The sequence below is a fragment of the Streptomyces sp. NPDC001056 genome (assembly GCF_053598955.1).
The window spans coordinates 12956-35855 of sequence record NZ_JBSFLI010000042.1; the positions used below are offsets into that span (position 1 = coordinate 12956).

Annotated in this window: 17 protein-coding genes; 6 read left to right on the forward strand and 11 right to left on the reverse strand. The window is 69.1% G+C overall.

Annotated elements, in window-relative coordinates; all coding sequences use genetic code 11:
* Positions 1-4: 4 nt before the first annotated feature.
* Complete coding sequence (eccD, locus tag ACWDD7_RS33055; protein ID WP_450460082.1) at positions 5-1498, reverse strand: type VII secretion integral membrane protein EccD; 1494 nt, start codon at positions 1496-1498, stop codon at positions 5-7.
* A 305-nt stretch (positions 1499-1803) separates the two neighbouring features.
* Between eccD and eccCa the strand changes: the two genes are divergently transcribed.
* The 4 genes from eccCa to ACWDD7_RS33075 all read left to right on the forward strand — a co-directional run bounded on the left by eccCa (position 1804) and on the right by ACWDD7_RS33075 (position 9529).
* On the forward strand, positions 1804-5769 hold the full coding sequence (gene eccCa / locus ACWDD7_RS33060; RefSeq protein WP_351872992.1) for a type VII secretion protein EccCa: 3966 nt from the start codon (positions 1804-1806) through the stop codon (positions 5767-5769).
* 144 nt (positions 5770-5913) lie between these two features.
* Positions 5914-6363, forward strand: coding sequence for a hypothetical protein (locus ACWDD7_RS33065; protein ID WP_351872994.1), 450 nt, complete (start codon positions 5914-5916; stop codon positions 6361-6363).
* Positions 6363-8579 carry a DUF6571 family protein gene (locus ACWDD7_RS33070; RefSeq protein WP_450460083.1) on the forward strand — a complete coding sequence of 739 codons (2217 nt, stop codon included), beginning with the start codon at positions 6363-6365 and terminating at the stop codon, positions 8577-8579. Before ACWDD7_RS33065 ends, ACWDD7_RS33070 begins: the two co-directional genes overlap by 1 nt.
* Before the next feature lie 29 nt (positions 8580-8608).
* Entirely contained in the window at positions 8609-9529 is a 921-nt protein-coding gene (locus tag ACWDD7_RS33075) for a hypothetical protein (RefSeq protein WP_450460084.1), read from the forward strand.
* A 296-nt stretch (positions 9530-9825) separates the two neighbouring features.
* Here the strand turns inward: ACWDD7_RS33075 and ACWDD7_RS33080 are convergent, their stop codons facing one another.
* The 10 genes from ACWDD7_RS33080 to eccB all read right to left on the reverse strand — a co-directional run bounded on the left by ACWDD7_RS33080 (position 9826) and on the right by eccB (position 20499).
* Positions 9826-10329 (reverse strand): hypothetical protein, encoded by a 504-nt coding sequence (locus tag ACWDD7_RS33080; RefSeq protein ID WP_450460085.1) that lies wholly within the window; start codon positions 10327-10329, stop codon positions 9826-9828.
* A gap of 206 nt (positions 10330-10535) precedes the next feature.
* A complete protein-coding gene (locus tag ACWDD7_RS33085) occupies positions 10536-12812 on the reverse strand; it encodes a hypothetical protein (protein WP_450460086.1) in 2277 nt (758 codons plus the stop codon).
* 5 nt (positions 12813-12817) lie between these two features.
* On the reverse strand, positions 12818-13273 hold the full coding sequence (locus ACWDD7_RS33090) for a hypothetical protein (protein WP_351873009.1): 456 nt from the start codon (positions 13271-13273) through the stop codon (positions 12818-12820).
* Between the two features lie 164 nt (positions 13274-13437).
* Positions 13438-13740, reverse strand: a complete 303-nt coding sequence (locus ACWDD7_RS33095; protein WP_351873011.1) for a WXG100 family type VII secretion target — start codon at positions 13738-13740, stop codon at positions 13438-13440.
* Positions 13741-13767: 27 nt separating this feature from the next.
* Positions 13768-14106 (reverse strand): WXG100 family type VII secretion target, encoded by a 339-nt coding sequence (locus ACWDD7_RS33100; RefSeq protein ID WP_285560442.1) that lies wholly within the window; start codon positions 14104-14106, stop codon positions 13768-13770.
* A gap of 77 nt (positions 14107-14183) precedes the next feature.
* Positions 14184-15413 carry a S8 family serine peptidase gene (locus ACWDD7_RS33105; RefSeq protein WP_450460087.1) on the reverse strand — a complete coding sequence of 410 codons (1230 nt, stop codon included), beginning with the start codon at positions 15411-15413 and terminating at the stop codon, positions 14184-14186.
* Between the two features lie 28 nt (positions 15414-15441).
* Complete coding sequence (locus ACWDD7_RS33110) at positions 15442-17139, reverse strand: hypothetical protein (protein WP_450460088.1); 1698 nt, start codon at positions 17137-17139, stop codon at positions 15442-15444.
* Positions 17139-17561, reverse strand: coding sequence for a hypothetical protein (locus tag ACWDD7_RS33115; protein ID WP_351873020.1), 423 nt, complete (start codon positions 17559-17561; stop codon positions 17139-17141). The genes ACWDD7_RS33110 and ACWDD7_RS33115 overlap by 1 nt, the downstream gene beginning before the upstream one ends.
* A 153-nt stretch (positions 17562-17714) precedes the next feature.
* Positions 17715-18959 carry a type VII secretion-associated serine protease mycosin gene (gene mycP / locus ACWDD7_RS33120; RefSeq protein WP_450460089.1) on the reverse strand — a complete coding sequence of 415 codons (1245 nt, stop codon included), beginning with the start codon at positions 18957-18959 and terminating at the stop codon, positions 17715-17717.
* 10 nt (positions 18960-18969) lie between these two features.
* Positions 18970-20499 carry a type VII secretion protein EccB gene (gene eccB / locus ACWDD7_RS33125; RefSeq protein ID WP_450460090.1) on the reverse strand — a complete coding sequence of 510 codons (1530 nt, stop codon included), beginning with the start codon at positions 20497-20499 and terminating at the stop codon, positions 18970-18972.
* Positions 20500-20862: 363 nt separating this feature from the next.
* On the opposite strand from eccB, the gene eccE reads away from it, so the two are divergent.
* The gene (gene eccE / locus ACWDD7_RS33130; protein ID WP_392217122.1) at positions 20863-22035 is read left to right on the forward strand and encodes a type VII secretion protein EccE; all 1173 of its coding nucleotides are present in this window, start codon (positions 20863-20865) and stop codon (positions 22033-22035) included.
* A complete protein-coding gene (locus tag ACWDD7_RS33135) occupies positions 22032-22811 on the forward strand; it encodes a hypothetical protein (protein WP_450460091.1) in 780 nt (259 codons plus the stop codon). The genes eccE and ACWDD7_RS33135 overlap by 4 nt, the downstream gene beginning before the upstream one ends.
* Positions 22812-22900: the final 89 nt, after the last annotated feature.

Here is a 22900-nt window from a genome sequence, read left to right on the forward strand (position 1 = left end):
GGGGTCACTTGCTGGTCATCGCGCGGGCCGCCGCGTACACGTCGAACACGGCGAGCGCGAGCGGCACCAGCGTGAGGAGCACGAAGCCCTCGATGATCTCGAGGAAGCGGCCCCAGAACGGGCTCAGGCCCCGGCGCGGAACGATGAGCCCGAGGGCCGCCACGAGAGCCGCCCCGGCCGCGATCGCGGCGGCGAGCCAGACGGCGCGGATGTCGAGGCCGGAGCGGTCGCCGGTGAGCGCGTCGCGCAGGATGGACTGCGGCGGGTTGAGCGCCAGACCGAGGCCGAGCAGCACGAGCGAGCCGAGCCCGGCCGCCAGCAGCGGCGCGACCTGCCCGGTGTAGCGGAAGAGCTGGGCGCGCATCAGGAGCGCCACGGCCGTGGCGAGGGCGAGCAGTTGGGCCCAGATGTCGTCGGAGAAGCCGAGCACCGCGCAGGAGGCGAGAGCGGTCAGCGCGCAGCCGCCGACGAGCCCGACGAGGATCTCGTGCCCGCGGCGGGCCTGGGCCTCGATCCGCTTCATGTCGACCGGTTCCTGGACGACGGTCTCCGTGCCGTAGGCGCTGTTCTGGGCGGAGTTCGGCGGTTCGAAGCCGATGGGCAACCGGGCGAAACGCATGGACATACCCGGCAGGAAGGCCAGGCCGCCGACCGCGAGGGGGGCGCACAGGGCGGCGATGTCCTTGGGCGTCCAGTGCACGAGGATGGCCGTGAACACCGTGACCAGGCCGAGCGCGGACGCGAGGACGAAGGCGACGAACGGGGCGTCGCCGCCCGGCGTGCACAGGGTCAGGACGACCGAGGCGAGCAGAACGGCCGCGCAGGCGAGCAGGAACTGGAGCTTGCCGATGCCCTGACCGTGGGCGAGGGCGAGGAGGCCGGAGCCGGCCACACCGGCGTTGGGCAGGGCGCCGAGGCCCAGGGCGATCGCGGCGCCCCGGTCGTCGTAGACCCGGCCGCGGACGGCGGCGAAGACGACGAGGAGCACTCCGGCGACGCCCGCGAGGATGCCGGGCAGGCTGTGCATGTCGTGCCGGGGATCGGCCTGCCAGGTGACGAAGGCGAGCAGGGTGGACAGGACGCCCGCGCCGACGAGCCCCGCCGCGCGGGTGAGGTCGTCGCTCCACAGGGTGCGGTGCCGCGTCACCGAGGAGGCGACCGCCTCGGAGACGTCGTCGAAGACGGCCGGCGGCAGCGACTCGGAGAAGGGCCGCAGGATGAGCAGTTCACCGTCGAGAATCCGCTGGGCCGCGAAGGAGCGCGCGCTGTCGAGGACGGCGCCGTCCCGCCGCACGAGGTGGTAGCCGACCGGGGCGCCCTCCGCGGGGTCCTGCCGGGAGAGCCGGAGGATCTCCGGGTAGATGTCGGCGACCGGGATGTCGTCGGGCAGCGCCACGTCGATCCGGCTGTCGGGCGCGACGATCGTGACCCGGCAGAAACCGAGCCCCGACCCCGACCCCGTGCCGGGCACCGCTGCTCCCGTGGTCGTCGTGCTCACCTCGTACTCCCCCTCAGTAATGTTCCTGCGCCCGTGATGTGAAAATCCTGCGCCTCTTCCCGGGTGGAATCCACGGGAATCGGCGCGAAGGGCGTCGTCCGGCTCCACCAGGAGTGGCCTGCGGCGACGCCTCGCACGGAATACCCCGGTTTACGGGGTGTGTTCGCGTGTGCTCAAGCGAACACCCGGCACCCTACCCCGCACCGGTCACCCGTGGAGTCAGTAGGATCACGCGGCGGCCTGCGTCCGTCCGTCAACGGGGGACGGACCTCATTCTTGGGGCCCGGCTGAGGAATTGGGGAGCAGTGAGTCACATCGTCGTGAAGCGCCCGCCGCGGGCGCTGCCGTCCGAAGTGCCCACAGGGGAGGTAGTTCTCCAGCCTCCCCCGGAACTACCGCGGGGGCCGCAGGAAAGCGTCCTCATGCAGCTGCTGCCGACGCTCGGCATGGGCGGATCGGTGGTCTTCTTCTTCACGAACGGACAGCCGTTCATGAAGATCATGGGCATGGTGATGATCGCGTCGACGGTCGCCATGTCCATCGCGATGGTCATCCGCTTCCGGCGCGGTTCCCAGGGACAACTCGCCGATGTGCGGCGCGACTACATGCGCTATCTGTCGCAGACCCGCGGCGCCGCCGTGGACACCGCGAAGGCGCAGCGCGATGCCCAGTACTACCTGCATCCCTCGCCCGAGCAGTTGTGGGCGCTGGTCGCCGAGGGCAGCCGGGTGTGGGAACGCAGGCCGGGCGACGAGGACTTCGCCCAGGTGCGCATCGGCCTGGGCTCGCAGGAGCTGGCCACGCCGCTCATCGCGCCCGAGTCCGGCGCGGCCGGCCGGCTGGAGCCGCTCACCGCGGGGGCCATGGAGCGCTTCCTCGACGTCCACGGCACCCTGAGTGATCTGCCGATGGCCGTGTCGCTGCGTGCCTTCTACCACGTCACCGTCAGCGGCGACGCGGAGTGCGCGCGCTCGACCGTGCGTGCCCTGACCGGCTCGCTGGCCGCGCTGCACTCCCCCGAGGACCTGGTCATCGCGGTGGCGGCGGGCCGCGAGACGCTCCCGCGCTGGGAGTGGGTCAAGTGGCTGCCGCACGCCCAGGCGCCCGACTCGGTGGACGGGGCGGGCACCCGGCGGCTGATCGGCTCCGACGCCCTTGGACTCGAAGGCCTGCTGGCCGACCGTCTCGCCGGCCGCCCCCGGTTCCACCCGAGCGGCGCGCCGCTCCTGGAGGAGCCCCACATCGTCGTCGTCCTCGACGGGGTCTCCCTGCCGCAGGACTCCGTCCTGTCCAACATGGAGGGGCTCCAGGGCGTCACGGTGATCGAGGTCGTGCCCGGGGACCTCACCGGCGCCCGCGGCGACCTCGCGGTCATCGCCCAGCCCGGCATCCTGCGCCTGGAGTCCGCGAACGGGGACATCTACGAGGGCACGCCGGACGCCCTGTCGTACGAGTCCGCCGAGGCCCTCGCCCGGCAGCTGGCCCCGCTGCGGCTGGCCTCCGGCGGTGACGACGACGAACCGCTGCTGGCCAACCTGGAGTTCACCGATCTGCTGAACCTCGGGGACGCGGCATCCGTGGATCCGCAGCGCACCTGGCGACCACGGGGACTCGCCGAACGACTGCGGGTGCCGATCGGTGTCGGCCCGGACGGCCGGCCCGTGATGCTGGACCTCAAGGAGGCCGCCCAGGAGGGCATGGGCCCGCACGGGCTGTGCGTGGGCGCGACCGGTTCCGGCAAGTCGGAGCTGCTGCGCACCCTGGTGCTGGGCCTCGCCGTCACCCACTCCTCGGAGACCCTGAACTTCGTCCTCGCCGACTTCAAGGGCGGTGCGACCTTCGCCGGCATGGCGCAGATGCCGCACGTGGCGGCGGTCATCACCAACCTGGCCGACGACCTCACGCTGGTCGACCGCATGGGCGACTCGATCCGCGGCGAGCTGAACCGCCGCCAGGAGCTGCTGCGCGACGCGGGCAACTACGCCAACATCCACGACTACGAGAAGGCGCGCGCGGCCGGCGCCCCGTTGCAGCCGATCCCCTCGCTCGTCCTGGTGATCGACGAGTTCAGTGAACTGCTGACCGCCAAGCCGGACTTCATCGAGATGTTCGTGCAGATCGGCCGCATCGGCCGTTCGCTGGGCGTGCACCTGCTGCTGGCCTCGCAGCGTCTGGAGGAGGGCCGGCTGCGCGGCCTGGAGACGTATCTGTCGTACCGGATCGGTCTGCGCACCTTCTCCGCGGCCGAGTCCCGCGCGGCGCTCGGCGTCCCGGACGCCTACGAGCTGCCGAACGTGCCCGGTTCCGGCTTCCTGAAGTTCGGCACCGACGAGATGGTGCGCTTCAAGGCGGCGTACGTCTCCGGGGTGTACCGCTCCGGGGGCAGGCAGGGCGCTGCGGCCGGGGGGCCGCTGCCCGTCGACCGGCGGCCGGTGCTGTTCACGGCCGCGGAGGTGCCCGTGCACTACGCGCCGGTGCCGAGGCAGCGCACGGATTCGGCGGCGCAGGTCGACGACGCCCTCGCGGACACGGTGCTCGATGTGATCGTGCGCCGACTGGAGGCGCAGGGGCCGGCGGCGCACCGGGTGTGGCTGCCGCCGCTGGACAGCCCGCCCTCGCTGGACGCGCTGCTGCCCAAGCTCACGGCCGTGGAGGGGCGCGGGCTCACGCAGCCCGGCTACGAGGGCGCGGGACGCCTCGTCGTCCCGGTGGGCCTGGTCGACAAGCCGTACGAGCAGCGTCGTGAGCCGTTGTGGCTCGACTTCTCCGGTGCCGCGGGCCATCTGCAGCTCCTGGGCGGCCCGCAGTCCGGCAAGTCCACGCTGCTGCGGTCGCTGATCTGCTCCTTCGCGCTGACGCACACGCCGTACGAGGTGCAGATCTACGGCCTCGACTTCGGCGGCGGCGGTATGGCGGCGGTCTCCGGACTGCCGCACGTGGGCGGCATCGCCTCCCGGCTGGACCCGGAGCGGGTACGGCGTACGGTGTCCGAGGTCTACGGTGTGCTGCGGCGCCGCGAGGAGTACTTCCGGACGGCGGGCATCGCCTCGATCCAGGACTTCCGCACCCGGCGCGAGCGCGGCGAGATCTCGGTCACCGACCAGCCGTGGGGCGACGTCTTCCTGATCATCGACGGCTGGGGCAACTTCCGCACGGAGTACGACAGTCTGGAGCCGGCCGTCCTGGAGATCGCCTCTCGCGGCCTCGGTTACGGCATCCACCTGGTCCTGACGGCGTCGCGCTCGATGGAGGTCCGCGCGAACATGAAGGACCACGTGATGAACCGCCTCGAACTGCGGCTCGGCGACACCATGGACTCCGAGATCGACCGCAAGGTGGCGGCGAACGTCCCGGCGGGCGTGCCCGGCCGCGGTGTGTCGCCGCAGAAGCTGCACTTCATGGCGGCGGTGCCGCGCATCGACGGCCTGACGTCCGACACGGACCTGGCGGACGCGACGGCCGCGCTGGCGGCCGAGGTATCCCGGCACTGGCAGGCGCCGGGGGCGCCGCAGGTACGGATGCTGCCCCGGGAACTCCCCATGGAGCAGTTGCCCGCGGGCGACCGGTTCCCCCGGCACGGGGTCGCCTTCGGCATCGACGAGAACGACCTGGAACCGGTCTTCGTCGACTTCGAGACGGACCCGTTCTTCATGGTCTTCGGCGAGAGCGAGTCGGGCAAGTCGAACCTGCTGCGGCTGCTCATCACGCAGCTGACGCGGCGCTACTCGGGCGACGAGGCGAAGTTCTTCGTGGTCGACAACCGGCGCTCGCTGCTGGACGTCACCCCGGCCTCGCACCTGGCCGAGTACATCCCGATGTCCAACTCCATGGACCACCACATGGTGGCCCTCGCCGACCTGATGAACCGGCGCACGCCCACGGCCGATGTGACGGCCCAGCAGCTGCGGGAGCGCAGCTGGTGGCGGGGCCCGACGGTGTACGTGGTGGTGGACGACTACGACCTGGTGTCGACGTCCAGCGGAAACCCGTTGAGCGGCCTCACCGATCTGCTGCCGTTCGCCCGTGACGTCGGCGTGCGGTTCATCATCGCGCGGTCGACCGCGGGCGCGGGCCGGGCGTCGTTCGAGGCGTTCATGCAGCGGATGATGGAACTCGGCGCCCAGGGCGTGGTGCTGGCCGGCGACCCGAGCGAGGGCGACATCCTCGGCGGGGTGCGACCGCGGCCGATGCCGGCGGGACGGGGGGTCTTCGTGTCGCGCAGGCGGGGGAAGATGCTGGTGCAGACGGGGTTGGTGGACGTGGAGTACTGACGCTCCTGTCTAGGGGCTCGGCAGCATTCCGCCGAGCCTTGGCAAGGTGCAAAGCCTCGGATGAAATGTCGATATGACCGGCTGGTGACCTGTCCGGGGCTTCGGTCTCCGGGAGGTCTCAGGAGACGGGGGAGGAACAACCACATGGCATGGGACGAATGGGAGCAGCTCAAGGCGGACGCGCAGCAGCGCGGTGCCCATATGCAGCTGAACCAGCTCGCAGAGCCGGGCGGAGGGGGAGGCGCGGCCCCCACCGGCGACCTGACCGTGAGCCAGGAGGATCTGAAGGCCGTGGGTGACGCCGCCTACTCGCTGTACACGGACTTCAACCAGTGCAACGACATGGCGCGCATATCGTCGATGAAGGCCGCCGGGGGGCTGACCGATCAGGGCTTCCTCCTGGGCGAGGCCCTCGACCACGTGGCGACACGGTGGGTGGATCAGGTCCAGTCCCTGCTCGACGCGTGCGTGCACATCTATTCGCACCTCGACTTCACCAAGGCCATTCACCGCGGTGACGAAGAGCGGACCTACGCGACCATCAGCAGCATCTCGACCCTGGACAAGGGCTTCGACCAGCACCGGGGGTACTGATGGATCTGAACGCACTGCTGAACGGCGACTTCGCGGAACTCGGTCAAGCCATCACCGACTGGGAGTTGATGACGAAGCGGCTGGCCGCCCTCGAAAGCAACGCGCGGGACAACCTCAAGGCGAAGGCCATGAAGGCGCGTTGGGCAGGCGTCAACGCGACGGTCTCGCGGGAGTTCGTGGCGAAGACGGCGGACGAGTTCACGGACGCGCACACGCAGGCGCAGAGCATCGCCAACATTCTCACGGACACCCGCGAGGAACTCATCAGCTATCGCCAGAACCTCCAGGAGACCCTCGACACCGCGCGCAAGAAGAACCTGACGGTCGTGGACGACGGCTGCGGCATGTTCCACGTCCAGATGATCGTCCATCCCGACAGGGCCGCCAAGGGCACGACCGTGCCCGAGCACACCGACGTCGACGAGGATCTGCTCCGCGAGGAGGTGCAGCGGATCCTCAGCAAGGCAACGGAAAGTGACAGCTCGGCGGCACGGGTGCTCAAGTCCCTCGTGGACAGTGTCAAGGAGGGCTTCGCGGACTCCGCCTACGGGGACCGCGACGCCGCCGTCGCCGCGGAGAAGAAGGCCGCGCAGGACACGAAGGACGCCAAGGAGGCCGCGGGACTGTATTCCCGGCTCGACGGGCTCAACGACGCGGAGATGAAGCGGCTCGTCCAGCTGACGGAGAACGGCAAGGACTCGCCGGTCTTCGCGAGCGAGCTGATGAAGGACCTGGACTACCGCGGCCGGGACGGTCAGGAGGGGCTGCTGCTGCTCGCCCAGAACCTGGAGGGCGGCGGCATGGACGGGCAGATGTCGGACACCGAACGCCGGCTGCGCGACGCCCTGTCAGCCAACCTCGCCACCGCCACGCGTCCCGGCGCGCCCCTCGGTCCCGACGGCGGAGTGCCCTCGGAGTGGGCCCGGAATCTGGTCAAGACGGCCCGCGAGGGCAACGACCTGCCCCAGCAGGTCCCCGGCTCCCTCAGCGGCGGGGGCACCGGCCTGGGGATCCTCACCAAGCTCATGGGCTCCGGCGACGCGGTCTACGACGGCAGCCTGCTGTCGGCCACCGGCGACGAGATACGCGACTACGAGACACACACCAAGCATCCGTACGACGGTATCTCCGACAACTGGCAGGGCACCCAGGAAGACCCCATGAAGGGCCTGATGCAGGCCATGAGCCGCAACCCCCAGGCAGCGGAGTCCTACTTCGACCCGCACCAGAACGACAACCTCAACTACTTCCTCAAGGAACGCGACTGGCCGGGCGGCGATGTCGAGAACAAGATGCCGCAGGACCTGATCGACAGCTCCGCGCGGCACTATTTCGGCGACGCCCTCGAAGCGGCGGCGACCGGGCACCGGCCCGGTATCCAGACTCCGGAGATACCAGCCCGTCACGACCCCGCACAGGCGGCGATCTTCTCCGACGTCGTGACGGCGTACGGCCATGGCATCGCCGGCGATCCGGTGGGCGGCATGCCGGCGGGACTGCACCACTCGATGGGCGGCATGCTCTCCGACTACATCGGCGACGTCCACGAGATCCTCGGTCAGGAGCGCGACACGCCCACCGACTACAGCGGCCTGACCATTCAGAACAAGGACCTGGTCCCCGTCATGCGGGCGATGGCGGAAGACGGTCACGCCTTCGCGCAGGTGCACGACGCCGAGACCTCGTACGTCGCTCAGGAACTCGACAAGTACGACGGCCAGGCGTTCGTGGACAAGAACGCGCCCGGCGCCGACGAACTGCAGGCGTTCGTGGGCCAGTCGAACTCCGCGCTCGGACAGATGGACGCGGTGCGCGCCGACGTCATCTACCAGATGGGCGAGGACAAGAAGAGCATCAACGCCTGGAACAAAATGATGTACTACCACGTGATCGGTGGCCCGGTCACCGGCATCCCGCTGGCCGGAGACACGATCCAGCGCATGGTCGACGTAGGTACCGCCGAGTACCAGAACAACCTCAACTCCCAGGTCGACCAGGAGACGCGGCAGCATCTCGCCGATCACTTCTCCGCCGGTCACCAGCAGGTGGACAAGATGCTGGAGAAAGCCGTGCACGAAAAGCTGCCGCAGAGCCAGTGGCATCTGATGGACCAGGACCCCGGTCAGTTCGAGAACAACCTTCAGGGTGCCGGACTGACCCGCTACCACGACGGCCTGACGAACGGCGTCGGTTACATGGGGAAGCCCGCAGGCTGATGAACCGGAGGAAGAGGACAGGAATCGTCTTGGCCGTGACGGTGGCGGTGCTGGTGGCCGCGGCCGGAGTCACCGTCGCCGTCCTGCGCGGTGGTGGCAGCGGTTCGGCCGCGGAGCAGAAGTCCTTCTGCTGGGGGACGCTGAAGCGTGGCGACGTCGCCGCGCTCGGCACACGTCCCCTCCATCGGTACGCGTCCGACGAGGGAGACCTCATGGGGAGCACGCTCGCCACCTGTCAGGTGGGGGCGGGTCTCGACGCGCACGGGGTGATGAAGCAGTTGCAGTTCTCTCTTTCCGTGGGCGGCTCACCGAGCAACGACGTCTGGCACCTGGCGGACGACGTGGCAGGGGTCTCGCCCTTCCGGGCACCGCTCGCGGGCGTGCCTGGCTGGGTCAACCAGAGCATGGCGGGGGTGCTGCTCCCGGCGTCCTGCTCCGCTCGGCTCCACTTCGGCGGCGCTGCCTACGTCCGGGTGCAGACCCTGGCCGACCAGGACAGGACGTGGCGCGACGGCACGCTGCAGAGGCGGATGGCCGATGTCCTGATGACGGCCGCGACAGGGCTCACGCGTCAACTCGGCTGTTCGAGCGCGTCCTTCAAGACCACGGCCGCCGCCCCGCGGTTGCTCGAAGGCCACGCGCCAGCCGCTGGGAAGGCCTGCGGCCTGCCTGGCTTCGGTGTCCCGGCGAAGTACACGGAGCAGTACGCGACCGACGGTGACTTCAGACTCTGGAGCTGCGCGCTGCGTGCGGGAAGCGACGAGGTGCACTTCACCGTCACCCAGGACCCGTACCTGCTCTGGCTGAAGGGCTCCGGATCCGGCTCGGATCGCTGGTCGGCGACCCTGAACTGTGACGGCAAGAAGACCCTCGTGCAGACCGGTTCCGAGAACGACGCCCTCGCCCGGGGCTTCCGTGCGGCGCTGGCCCATAAGGCCAACTGCAGCTGACAGGACTAGGGTGGGCGCCTCCCGCGCGTGCCCACCCCTCGTCGTCCGTGCGACGCCTGGGAGCACGGGGACTCGCACGGGGTGGGTCACGCAGGCCGAAGCACGGATCGGTCTCGCGGATGCCTGCGCTTACAAGCTTCGCCCCGACGGTGGCGGCCAAGTCTACCTGATCCTCGACACCACGATCGAGTTGCGCAAGCACTTCGACTGGAAGTCCGCAATCCTGGTGCCGCGGGTCAGCCGGGTGCTGACGGAAGCGGCGGAGGGAATCGAGCGGCCAGGTGCGGGCCTCCGAACTAGACGCGGGGGACCTGTGCGGGGATATGGGCCTGGGAGAGGCAGCCCAGCTGGGTTGCCGCGGCGCGGGCAAACGAAATGAGTACGACCATAGGGTCCCTCTCGGTGGCCTTCGGGGAGAGCTGAGAGGGAACAACGAAAAATTCTCCCTCGACGTACGGCACCGTGTCGCCCTTTTTCTCGGCCGAACGGGTCGGACACGCAAAAATGATCTGGGCGCTGCTGTTTTTGCGCGTCCGCGCATAGGCGCCGATCGGATAGTATTTCTCACCTCTTTCCGGGGGCTTATTCTCCTTGATGAGAAAATCCTGCGCGGCAAAACTGACGTCAATCCCGGGCGGGAAGCCATCGGCGTCCGTCTTGGTGAGGTAGCACTCCCATCCTGACGTAAAGTCGCGGAGATTCCCTACCTCTCTTCGAGGGGATGGCTTTCCTGCTCTGCCGAGAAAACCATAACCGTCATCACCGTCGAAAATCTGATAGAACCTGTCCGCTTCGGTCATGCGTCGAAGAGCTGCCGCTGCCGAAGAGTCGAGCGTTGCTCCGCATGCCTCGGAGGCCGCGACCCCCGGATTTCTTGCGGGGTGGCCACTTGCGCTGCAAGCGGAGACACTCAGAACCAGCAGCATCGCGGCCACCACCGGGCGCAAGGCGGTAAGACTTTTTACTCGACCCTGTGATGGGTCGCCTGCCTTCCGTCCGGTCGGCTCTAGCACGGGGTCCGTCCTCGATGATCGCCCTCGGCGGAGCCGCTGGTGTAGGCGTACTTGATGTCCCGCTCCCATTCTTGAGCTCTGGAGGCGTCGACGCCGTGGGAATTTTCCTTGATGTAGGTTGCAAAGGTCTCACCCAGCTGATTCTCGCCATCGGCGTAGAATTTCACGCTGGCGATCTGCCCCTTCTCCGTGGGATCCTGCTGGTTCGAACTGAGACCGCTGTCGATTTCATGACCGAGGAACGTTTTGACCGCCTCTCCGGCAGTGCCCGCGGCGATGGGCGCGATGAAGACCGCGGCAGCCGTGGAACCGGGAAGGGGAATGGCGGCGATACCCGCCCCGACCAGCGCTCCCGTTCCCATCTTGATCCAGTCGCCGGACCGGCTCAGGGACGCGTTGGCGGCAGCCGCGTCATCCTGGTACGTATGCTTGACCTGCTCCACGCGGGAGTAGTCGAGGATGCCGCGCGCGGTGGCGCCTACGGTCATCGCGCTGCGAGCGTGATCGATGTTGGCATCGCTGGTCGCCGGATGGGCGCTGAGAGAACTGAGCGTGTACAGGTTCTGGGCCGCGCTGACAGCACGGTGTGAGTCCTCGTTCTGCCCGAGTACGCTGAGGAAATTGATGGCGCCCTGATTGGTGAAGTTCGCGCGTCCCTCGTATTGCGGGGGGAAGGTGCCTGCGTCCTTGCCGGAGTCCCCGATGCCGGACAATTCATAGTCGATGTCGTCGATGTACGCCCCCGCCATCTTGCCCAGGCTGTCCGCCAACTCGGGCTGGCCGTGCAGCAGTTTGGGGCCGTCCTCGGTGGTGCCGTAGATGTAGGACACCTGTTCCATCACGCCCGCCGTGGCCGCCGTGCGGTGGTCGCCGCCGGCCTTGATCTGATCCGCGGTGGCGTCATACGAATAGCCGGTCGTCGCCGCCTCCAGAGCGTGGCCCAGCGCGTCCCGGCCGGCGACGTACCCGTCTTTGCCCTCAAGAGTGATGTCGGGCGTCCAGACGCGGTCTTCGGTCAGGTACTTGAGGTGGGCGTTCAGCTCGGAGCTCTTGTCGACGGTGGCGCCCGCGCCGCTGGGCTGTGCGAAGAACTGGGCCGACGCGTCAGGATTGTGCCCCAGTGCCTGGAGGAAGCCCGTCACGGGATCGCGGCCGCGGTCGTTCTTGTCCCAGTGGTTGAGGTCGCCCTGGTTGGCGTTGTTGACCCAGAGGCTGATGCCCGCGCCGTTGACCTTCTTGTCGTACGCGAGAAGGTGGTCGCCGTAGTCGTTGAGAAACTGGTCGTCGTAGTCGCCGAACCGCATCAGGTTGCTCATGACCGCGTAGCCGGTCGGATCGCTTGCGTCGTCGATGCCGAGCTGGTCCGGGCCCAGCTCGATCATCTGCTTCTCCCAGCTCTGCATCTTGTCGCTGTCGGAGAGCGTGGCCAGGCCGATGGTGGTGCCCAGGTTCTTCTGCATCTGTTTGGCCTGTTCGGCGCGAGCCGGGTCGTACGTGGCCTGGTAGGGATCGGCTATGCCGGCCCAGAACGTGAGGACCTTCTTGGGGCCGACCTTCCTCGCGAACTCCTCCGCGAACAGGGGGTCGTTCTTGTGCTCGGTCAGCATCCGGTTGAGCGAGGCGAGTTCCGTGTTCGTGACCTTGTGGGGATCCTTCGCGAGGATCTCGGCCATACGGTCGGCGTCGGCCAGGGACTTGGCGGCCTCATCCCGGTTCTGGAAGTGGGCATTGGAGAAGCCGTACTTCGCCTGATCGACGAGCATCCGAAGCGCGTTCGCCGCAGAGGTGTCGCTGGTGGTCGCCTTGCTCAGGATCCGCTGGATCTCGTCCCGCGTGGCGTCGACATCCTTCTGGTCGGCGACGCCCGTGTTGCCGCTCGGGTCGGAGGCCCAGTCCGGCCGGGTGCTGGGCATGACCTCGAAGCTGCCCTTGCCGGTGTCGATGACCGTGATGTTCTTGCCCTGGGCCCGCGAGATGGCGTCGTTCAGCTGGTTCCGGTAGTCGACGAGCTCGTCGTAGGTGTCTTTGAGGATGTTCGTGATGGAGTCGGCCTGGGTGTGGGCGTCCGTGAACTCCGCGGCGGTCTTGTCGATGAACTCACGGCTCACCTGGGCGTTGACGCCGGCCCAGTTCGCCTTGTCGGCCTTGGCCTTGAGATGGTCGTGGGCGTCCTTCTCGACCTTGGCGAGATTCTTGGTCATCTGCTCCCAGTCGGTGATGGCGTCGCTGAGCTGGGAAAAGTTGCCGTCGCATAACGCGTTGAGATCCATCTCCGTCAGCTGCCCTTCCGCTCGTCGAAGCCTTGGTCCAGCTGGGAGATGCTGCTGATCGTGCCCGCGATGTAGTGGTCGTCGCCGGCGTGCTGCTTTTTGGTGTAACGCAGGTGGTTGGAGATATGGGCGCAGGCGTCGCGCAGGGACTGCACCTGGTCGATCCAGTGCTCTGCGACGTGGTCCAGGGCGGAGCCGAGGGCGAACCCCTGGGTCTCCAGCCCGCCCGCCGCCTTCATCGAGGCCATGCGGGCCTGGTCGCTGCACGCTCCGAAGTCTGTGTACAGGTCGTACGCGGCGGACCCGATCGCGGCGAGGTCCGCCTGGTTCACCGTGAGGTCGCCTTGCGGGCTGTCGCCCCCTCCGCCGCCCGGATCCGCGGCCAGTTGGTTGAGCCGCATGTGCGTCGACCGCCCCTTCGCGGCTTCGGCCTTCAGCTGCTCCCACTCGTCCCATGCCATACGCGTTTCCTCCGCTGGTTCCCCGCTACGGGGAGTTCGGCACTGGTCGGCGCTTCCTTTTCGGCCGCCCACCCCCTGGCCGTCTTCCCTCGGTGGACCGTGACGCAGAAGGGGTGGACACCTCCCGCGCGTGCCCACCCCTCGTCGTCCGTGCGACGTCCGTCTTACTCGAAGTAGCTGGCGCCCTTCAGGTCGCCACCGCGGTAGTCACCGCCGGCGGCGTGCACCCGCTGGGTGATGGAGAGCAGCGCCTGGTGGATACCGGTGGCGTGCTGGTCCCACTTCACGGACTTCCGCTGGAACGAGTCGTACGCCTCGCCGCCCCAGCCCTCGGCCACGTCGAGGACGCCCTTCTTCAGCGCGCTGAGGTCGTCCTCCAGCTGCTTGGCGACGTTGCCCAGCTCGGTGGCGAGCGCGTCCATGGCGCCGTACTTGACGGAGAGATCCTGGTAGTGCGGAGTGGTCATGTCTCTTCCTCTTCCTCGGGGATCCGGTCAGTACAGGTTCAGCGCGGAGGTGCTCGCGCCGGCGTCGACCTCGATCTTGCTGATCGTCGAATGCAGCTCGTCCTCCAGCTGGGTCTTGTCCTTCTTGTTCAGGTTGATGCCCTCAAGGAAGTCCTCAAGCATGCGGCCGATGGCGGCCATGTGCTCGTTGATCTCGTGCTGCTTCGTCTTGAACGCGTTGGAGCCGTGCCCGGTCCACTGGGCCTCGATCATGTCGATCGTGCCCTGAAGGCGGCCGAGGCACTTCTTGACCGAGTCGTAGCGGTCGATGACGTTCGTCTGGAGCTTATGTGCGTGCTCATCTACAAACTTACGGCCGTCGGCCATTGCGGCACTCCCCTTCGTGAGAGCTGTGCTCTTGTTGACTGCGCATCACCGGGCGGTGACGCCTTTCCTGTGAACCGTCAGGCACGTCGTCGCGACCGGATCACGGCGAAGGCCGCGCCTCCGATCACCACCAGTGCGGCGGCCGCTCCGACGACGACCCACGTCAGGGTGTTGCCGGACGACTTCGAGCTTGTGCCGGCCGCGGAGGTCTCACCGCCGGAGGTGGATTTGGCGGGGGCCGAGGGGGTGGAGCTGGATGCGGACCCGGAGGGCGAGGTGCCCGGCTTACCGCGCCAGTTCTCCGTGGCGAGGGGATCGGCCGTCGCCGAGCCCGGGTTGTAGTGGGGGTTCTCCAGCACCTTGCGGGGGCGGATGATGCCGTAGCCGAGGTAGTTGCTGGGGGTGCTCTTGGGCCACTCCCGGCCGGCCGTGTCGATCAGCGCGCGAAGGACCTGGTTGGCGGTCCAGTCGGGGTGGGCGGACCAGATGAGGGCGGCGGAGGCGGAGGCGATGGCGGTGGCGTCGCTGGTGCCGTTCACGTGAGAGCAGTACGAGCGGAAGCTCGCGTTGCACCATGCGGGCACGTTCACACCGGGAGCGGCCAGATCGACGGAGAACCCGTGGTTCGAGAACTTCCCCACCGTTCCGGTCTTGTCAATGGCAGAGACGCCGACGACATAAGGATACGAGGCCGGATACATTTTCTTGTTAGTCGTGTCGGCGTCGTTACCCGAGCCAGCAAACATCAACTTGCCTTTTGAAGCGGCATACTTGATCGCCGCCTCTTCATCCTCAAACGGGATGTCGTCTCCAAAGGACATATTGATGATCTTGACATCACTGTCAGCGATGGCCTTGATCACCTTGGCCACGTCTGGTGCCTTGTTCTCCTGGGCAAGGCTCATCCCATCGAGCGCGACGCGGTACGGCACGATCTTGGCACCCGGCGCCAGGCCTTTCAGGCCTCCACCGCGCCCGGTACCGGCGATTTCCTCCGCCATCGTCGTACCGTGACCGTTGATATCCTGCGTAGCCCCGTAGGAAAGAGACTTCGGCACTTCGTCGGCCAGCACCTGCCCCTGCAGAGAGGGGGTCGACGGGTTGACGCCCGTGTCGACGACGGCGACCTTCACCCCCTTGCCCGTGCTCGTCTTCCACATCTCGTCGGCCTTCATCGCCGACAGGTACCACTGCTGCGACTGGACGTCGGCGGCAGCCGCGCTCGGGGCCAGGCCCACCGGCAGAGCCATCAGTGCGCCGAGCGCTGCACACGCGGCGGTCAGTCGTCTCGTGCTCGCTGACAACATGCCTCTCGTACGTCCTCGCTTCATCTCGTTACTCGGTCTCCGGCGCCTGCCGCAAGCGCGACTTCTTGTCGTCGCGGTCCCGTGTGGAGCGTCGGGCTGACGAACGCCCCGCCGTGTGCTCGTCGGCGGCGCGGGTGCCGTTCCTGGCCGTCGGCGCCTTGCTGTTGGGCGTCCCGACCGCCCCGCCGGGAGTCACGGGCCTGCGCGAGGCCTGCGCCTCGGCGCCCTCCGGCATGGCCCCACGGATCACTCCGCGCTGACCGGGCCGCTCGACGGCGTGCGGGTCACGAGCGGCGGACTCGCTGCCGATGACCTTGCCGCGCGGCACCCTGGCTCCGGTGACGCCCTTCCCGGAAGGAGTGGTCGGCCGGCCACCGATGACACCGCCGGTGCGTGCCGCCCCGGTCGGGCCCGGTTCACCGATACGCTCGCCCGGCACGCCCCCGGTCCGAGGCGTTCCGCCGACGATGCTGCGACCGACCGGGCCCCGGCCCACCGGGGCCTTGCCCAGGGGGGACTGACCCATGGGGGTCCTGCCCATCGGCGACGCCGGCCCACGCGCGCCCGCCTGACCAGGAACGACAGGCTGCCGTACCCCGCTGATGGGTCCGCGCCCCGTGCCGGTTCCGCCTTCCGGCTCTTCGACGGGGGGTACGGCCATCCGCGAAGTCCCGACCGGGCCCCGGACGCCGCCCGCTCCGCCGCGCGCCACGGGCAGGCCCACGGTCGGGATCATGGGGCCGGTGGGGAAGGGTGTGATCGGTCCCCCACCGCCGCCACCAGGACCGGGTGCGGTCGGCGGCGCGACCGGCACCGTCGGCTTCACGGTGTCCGGGGGAAGGGTGTTGACGCTGTCGATGGTGGTGCCGACGTGCTGGGACGGGTCCACCTGCCTGTGCTGTTCCGACGGCAGGACCACGTGGTTCAGTTTCGTCTCGGGGCCAGCCCCCTTCGTACCCGGCCCGTCCGGAGCTGCAACAGCGTACTGGCGCGCTGTTCCGCCCGCAGGCAAGTGCGCAGGGGTTGCCTGGCCTTCATCGTCCGAACCGTGAAATGAACCCTTATAAGGCGCAGGCACCCCCATGTCCGGCATCTTCCCGAACTTGGGCTCCTCCAGCCCCTGCAGGTTCCCCTCCGAGACCGCGTAGTACGACGCCAGCCGGTTCATCTGGGTGATCGCCTCTTGGCGGTGGTTCTCGACGGCCTGGGCCTGGATGCCACCCGGATCCAACTTGGCCTGCTCGGCCGGCAGGAGGATCTTGGGCCGGTTGTCGCGGGGCGGCATGGAACTGCTCACCGAGGCGAGTCCCATGCTGGCCGCGGAGACCTGGGTCGCCACGTTGTCCGCGTAGAAGCCGAGTTCGTACGTGTGGTTGACGAGGTCGCCGGCCCAGCTGTGGAACGAGGTGGCTGCCTCGCCGTGCCAGTCGATCCGGCCGATGTGCTCCAGGAGCTCATCGGCGGCGCTCCAGATGGCGTCCCGCGCGTCCCAGAGGCCGTTGGCGGCGTTCTCCAGGTGCTCATGGTTCGCGGACTTCACCATGTCGACCATGTCGTTCAACTGGTGGTTCTCGAAGTCGCTGACCCGGCAGCCGCCGCCCGGCTTGTTGAGGCTCGGCGCGGCGCACTGGCCGCCGCCCATGGCCGACTTCTCTTGCTTGAACTGCTGGTCGGCCGCCCAACGGTCGAACTCGTGCGGGTCCGGCTGCTTGTTTTGGTCACCCATTAGAAGTCCCCGTCGGCCTGCTTGTCGTCGGTGCGCTTCTGGTCCTTGCGCGCATCGCCGAACTGCTCGTTGATCTGCGTGCGGATCTCGTGGAACCGGCGCCGTTGGTCGTCGTCCAGATTGGCGAAACCGACGTCCGCGCCGTGCACGGCGATCTGCATCGCCTCGATCTGCAGCGTCAGCGACTGGGAGAGCGTCATGAGACGGTCGTGGACGCGCGTGTACTGACTGTGCAGTCCCGTGGCCTCAGGGAATCCGCCGTTGCCGCAGAACGACTCGGCGGTGATCGTATGCATCGCCACCTTCTTCGCCGAGCCGGGTGAGTCCTCGAATGTCTTGAGCACCGAGTCCACACGCGTCTTGAAGGTCTTCAGAGCCTCCAGACCAACCTTCAACCCGCCCGTGCCGTCGTCAGGCCGCACGTCGCGCCACCCCCGTTTCCATCCCCTGCTTGAGGCGGCAGCACTCCTCAAGCGTTCGTCTTCGCAATGCAATCACTGTAGTCAACGCTACTGACACCCCCCAACTGACTTGTGTGACAAGTCTGCTGCAGCCCGGCGACCTTCACGCATCTTTCACGCCGCCGGCCGCCCCGGACCGCCCGCCGTCCGCCTGCGCGCGTCGCGGATCGCCACCGACACCCCCGCGAGGGCCGCCACCGACACGGCCGCTCCGACGGCGACGTACGTCGCCAGGCGGGCGTTGCGTTCGTCGGGTGTCTCGCCGAGCACCAGGCGGGCCGGGGTCGGGGCCTCGGCGCGGCTGAGGCCCTCGTGCGGGTCGGGCTTCTCGATGGGGTGTTCGTCGTCCGTCAGGGCGCGTACGGGGTCGACGACACCCCAGCCGACCAGGATGTCGTGCCCGGCGACCGAGCGCTCCGCGGTCTGCTCGATCTGGGCGACGATCTCGCGCGCCGTCCAGTCGGGGTGCTTCGCCTTGATGAGCGCGGCGACACCGGCCACGTAGGGAGCCGAGAAGCTCGTTCCGTTGTCCGAGCAGTGGCCGCCCTTGGGCACGGTGGAGATCATGTCGACTCCGGGGGCGGCGACGCCCACGAAGTCGCCGGACTGGGAGAAGGAGGCGCGCTCGTTGTTGCGGTCCGAGGCGGCGACCGCCAGAACCCCCTGGTAGGACGCCGGGTACGTGAGCTTGACGTTGCCGTCGATGCCGTCGTTGCCCGCGGAGGCGACCACCACGATCTGGTGCGCCAGGGCGTCGTCGATCGCGCGGTGCAGGCCGCCGGCCGGCTGTATGGCGTTCGCGGTGTCCTGGGAGATGTTGATGACCTGGGCCTTCTCCTTGATCGCGTGCTCGATGGCCTGGGCGAGGGTGGCCGCGGTGCCGTCGCCCTCCGCGTCGTTCTGCTTGATGGGGATGATGGTCGCCTCGGGCGCGAGGCCGACGAATCCCGTTCCCTGCCTCGGCCGGGCGGCGATGATGCCCGCCACGCGGGTGCCGTGCCCGACGGTGTCCGTCGTGCCGTTCGCGTTGCCGCGGTCGATCTTCTGGCCCTTGCTGTTCTTCGCCGGCAGGAGGTTGGCCCCGCTCGACGCGTCCACGGCATGGGTGAGTTGGGGGTTCTTGGTGTCCACGCCGGTGTCGATGACCGCGACCCGTACGCCCTTGCCCTTGGACTGGCTCCACAGTTCGTCCAGCAGCACGCGCTGGAGGGCCCAGGGACGCCCGGGATACATCTTGTTCGGGAAATTGCACTGGTCGGCGAAGGAGTCGGCGGCGGCCGGCGGGGCCAGGGCGACTGTGGCGGTGCACAGCGTGGCCGCCGCTATCGCCGCGGTACGGAGCAGACGCGGGTACGACACGTGGCCCCTCCTACGAACCCTGCGGCTGGCTCGCCGCGGTGGTCGACAGGCGCGGTCCCGTCGGCAGGAACAGGGACCAGGCGACCGGGATCGGGGCGGGGTCCAGACCCGCGTACCCGAGCCGTGTCTGGGCCAGTTGGGCCTCCTGCTGCAACTCCTTGCGCTGCTTGTCCGTCATGCCGTACTCGGTGCCCCTGGAGCCGCTGTCGGCGTTGGACTGCATGGCGTAGCGCAGGCCCGTGTCGGTGACGAGGAAGACTCCGCCGGCCTTGGTGTCCGTGCCCTGGAACTGGCGGTAGAGCTGACCCGAACCGGGGGTCACGTAGGCACTCGACGAACCGGTGGGCAGTTCGGCCGGGAAGTCCGTGCCCGCCCAGGTGTTGAGGGTCGTGGTGCCGTGGCCGGGGTCGACGTGGTCGAGGACGTTGCAGACGGTGTCGCGGCTGCCGGTCGCGGTGCCCGCGTCGTTGACGACCTTCGGGGCGAGGCTCGGCCACTTGCGGTCGGCCGCGAAGGCGGTCGGACCGGGTACGAAGGCGCCGGCGCTGACGTCGAGGGCCTTGCCGGCCTGGCCGAGGCCGACGAGGTCCCTGCTGTTGAGGAGCAGCTTGGCGGTGAAGTCCGAGACGGGCAGGACCTTGCCCTGTTCGACGATGTAGAACTGCTGGCCGTCGCCGTTGGGGGCCCGCAGCACCATGCCGACCTTGTTCGCGGCGGCCGGCAGGCTGCCCTGGATGCCGGCGGGGGCGCTCACGGTTCCCTCGATCCGGGGAAACGCGACCGGGTCGCCCGGGTGCAGGGTGTCGAGCCAGTCCCGGGACACGCGTTCGGGCTGCCGGCCGGCGCCGACCAGCGTGCGCAGCAGCAACTCGTTGTTCTTGTCGACCTCGTACGCGGTGCCGTGCGCGTCCACGAGGTAGCGCTGCCCGTCCGGAGCCTCGACGTACAGGACGTCCCCGCCGCCGAGCTTCTGGCGGGGTCCGTCGGTCTTCTTCAGGTCACGGGCGGCGAGCACGAACGCCGCCTTCTGGATGGCCCTGCCGCCCGCGCTCGGGCGCTCGCAGACGGCCCAGCGCTTCTTGGCGCCGGCCTCCTGGCTGGAGGGCAGGCGGTCGGGGGCGTACGGGATGCCGATGGTGACGCCGTGCGGGATCTTGCCGCTGTCGAGGATCGACTCGTCGACGGTGACCACGTCGCCCTTGCCGTCGGCGAGGAGGAGCTTCGCCGACGCCATGTTGAGCACCGGGTGCAGCTGGGTCTTGCCGTCGGTCTTGAGGACGACGTACCGGGTGGTCGACTTGCTGGCGATGATCACCTTTTCACCGGGGGTGTCCCACCCCTGCGGCGCGGTCGGGCGGAACATCCCCCAGGCGCCGAACACGGCCATGACGACCACGCCGACGATGGTGCCGGGCAGAACCGCCCGCAACGGCTTGGGAGCCGCTTCCTCCGAGCCGTCGGAGGAGGGCTGGACGAACGCCGCGAGCATGCGCTGCTTCGCAAAGGTGTAGGCGTTGAGTTGATCCCGCCGAGATGCCATCTGCCCCTGATTCTCCCCGTGTGGCCGTCCGGATACCGGTCGAAGACCACCGTCTCCGGCACACCGTTGTCGGACCGAGCCCCTACTATGCCTGGTGTCTGGCCGGTTCCGTGGAACGGGTAGGGTACCCGGGCCCTCAAGGGCTCTGCTCGGGGGCTGAATTGCAGAAAGTTGTAAGGAAAATGGGGGGATGAGTTGAGGGCTTCCGGGACGCGGGCTCGTACGCGCCGGCATGGACGGGGAGCCGGCCCCTCGACGGCCGGTCCGCAACCGGCGGGATCGCGGCCGGCGCCGCCCGGGGAACAGCGGATCCCGGACACGACCGGTCCGGGCGCCCGTCCGACGCTGTCCGGTTCATTTCGCATGCAACGGCTCGTGCTGCCGGAACTCGCGCTGGCCGCGCTCGTCGTCGGCTGGGTCATCGGCCCGGTCGCCCTGGTGCCCGCCGCGGTCGTCGCCGTCCTGCTGGTCGCCCTCGCGTTCGTCCGGCGCCGGGGGCGCTCGCTGCCCGAGTGGCTGACCACCGCGCGGGAGCTGAAGGCGCGCAAGCGCCGGGCCGCGAACACCCCGATACCGCCGGGCACCGAGCCGTCGCTGGTGCCCGCGCTCGAATGCGAGCCGAGCCTGCGCACGTACGCGTACGGCGGGCGTGACCGCCGTACCGTCGGCATCGTCGGCGACGGCACCTTCGTCACCGCCGTTCTCCAGGTCGAGGCCGACGCCACCGCGTTGCGGGCCGAGCGGAGTCGGCAGCCGTTGCCGTTGGGGCTGGTGCGGGACGCGCTGGAGGTGGACGGGATACGGCTGGAGTCGGCGCAGGTGGTGCTGCACACGCAGCCGGCGCCCGCGTTGCACCTGCCGCAGCAGTCGGTGGCCGTCGCCAATTACCTGCCGTTGCAGGAGCAGACCGGTGCCCCGGCCGTGCGGATCACCTGGATCGCGTTGAAGCTTGATCCGGAGGCCTGCGCGGAGGCGGTGGCGGCGCGTGGGGGCGGGTTGCTCGGGGCGCAGAAGTGTGTCGTGCGGAGCGCGGACCACCTGGCGAGCCGGCTGACCGGGGCGGGCTTTCGGGCGCGGGTGCTCGACGAGGAGGAGCTGATCGCCGCGCTCGCCACCTCGGCCTGCGCCAATCCGCTGGTCACCGCGGAGGCGGGACGCAGCGAGACGCGGGAGCGGCGTACGGAGGAGTCCGGGCGCAGCTGGCGGTGCGACAACCGGCGGCACACCACCTACTGGGTGCGGCGCTGGCCCCAACTGGGCGGCGGGCGCGGCGAGTCGCTGCCGCAGCTGGTCGCGCAGGTCACGGCGATACCGGCGCTCGCCACCACCTTCAGCCTCACCCTCGCGCGCGGCGACCGGCAGGAGGTCTCGCTGTGCGGGCACCTGCGGGTGACCGGGCGCAGCGACGACGAACTCGTGGCGGCGCGGCGCGCCTTGGAGGCGGCGGCCCGGCGGGCCGGGGCCGGTCTGGCCCGCCTCGACCGTGAGCAACTGCCCGGCATGCTGGCCACACTGCCGCTCGGAGGTGCGCGGTGACGACGATTCCCACGGCTTCCCCCGACACGCGGCAGCCGACGGCGGCCGGCGCCGCACCGCGCGGCCTCGGCGAGCGGTTGCGGCACGGCCTCGGCCTGCTCGGCCCCCGGCACGGCCGGCACGCGCTGCCCGCGCAGCTGCTGGACGCCCTCGCCCTGCCCATCGGCGACGACGGCGTGGTGGCCGGCGTGGACGCCGAGGGCCAGCCGGCCGTCCTCGGCATCAACCGGCCCACGCCGTACGACGTCGTGCTGATCGGCGGCCTGTGGACCGCGCAGGTACTGGCGCTGCGCTCGGCGGCCACCGGTGCCCGCGTGGCCGTGGAGACCGGCCGCCCGCAGGCCTGGATGCAGATGGTGCACGCCATGGGCGGCGGGCAGAACGGCCTGGCGGTGTACGACGTCGGACGGGTCCCCCCGCAGGGCGCCTCGGCCGGTACGCCGGTCCTGGTGGTCCGGGACTGCGGTATGCGCCCCCCGCGCGGCCGTGTGGTGGCCGGGCCCTGGCAGTCGGTGCTGACCCTGCTGCCGTACCTCAGCCCGGTCGCGCCCCGGCTGCTGCGCCAGGCGCGGCTCGCCGGCATCCAGCGGGTCTCGCCGGACGAGGCCGCCGAACTCGGCCGCACCATGGGGCTCACCCGCACCGAGGTGGAGTCGCTGCCGGCCCTGCCGGACGGTGTCACCCTCTGGTGTACCGACCGGGATCGGCAATATGTGCTGACCCAACCGACCGACGCCGAGACCGGGTTGCTGGGCACACCGCGACGCATGGACTGAATTGCCCTCGCCTGGAGCGTTTGTTCGTCTGTCTTCTCTTTCCCGTTCGTCGTCCCTCTTCCGGTTGCTCCTGTTTCGTGCGACAACTC

Bases quoted from the DNA above. Each gene is read 5' to 3' on its own strand.
- ACWDD7_RS33065 (WP_351872994.1), top strand. From the start codon at position 5,914: ATGGCATGGGACGAATGGGAGCAGCTCAAGGCGGACGCGCAGCAGCGC.
- ACWDD7_RS33070 (WP_450460083.1), top strand. From the start codon at position 6,363: ATGGATCTGAACGCACTGCTGAACGGCGACTTCGCGGAACTCGGTCAA.
- ACWDD7_RS33080 (WP_450460085.1), bottom strand. From the start codon at position 10,329: ATGACCGAAGCGGACAGGTTCTATCAGATTTTCGACGGTGATGACGGT.
- ACWDD7_RS33085 (WP_450460086.1), bottom strand. From the start codon at position 12,812: ATGGATCTCAACGCGTTATGCGACGGCAACTTTTCCCAGCTCAGCGAC.
- ACWDD7_RS33090 (WP_351873009.1), bottom strand. From the start codon at position 13,273: ATGGCATGGGACGAGTGGGAGCAGCTGAAGGCCGAAGCCGCGAAGGGG.
- ACWDD7_RS33095 (WP_351873011.1), bottom strand. From the start codon at position 13,740: ATGACCACTCCGCACTACCAGGATCTCTCCGTCAAGTACGGCGCCATG.
- ACWDD7_RS33100 (WP_285560442.1), bottom strand. From the start codon at position 14,106: ATGGCCGACGGCCGTAAGTTTGTAGATGAGCACGCACATAAGCTCCAG.
- ACWDD7_RS33105 (WP_450460087.1), bottom strand. From the start codon at position 15,413: ATGTTGTCAGCGAGCACGAGACGACTGACCGCCGCGTGTGCAGCGCTC.
- ACWDD7_RS33110 (WP_450460088.1), bottom strand. From the start codon at position 17,139: ATGGGTGACCAAAACAAGCAGCCGGACCCGCACGAGTTCGACCGTTGG.
- eccB (WP_450460090.1), bottom strand. From the start codon at position 20,499: ATGGCATCTCGGCGGGATCAACTCAACGCCTACACCTTTGCGAAGCAG.
- eccE (WP_392217122.1), top strand. From the start codon at position 20,863: ATGCAACGGCTCGTGCTGCCGGAACTCGCGCTGGCCGCGCTCGTCGTC.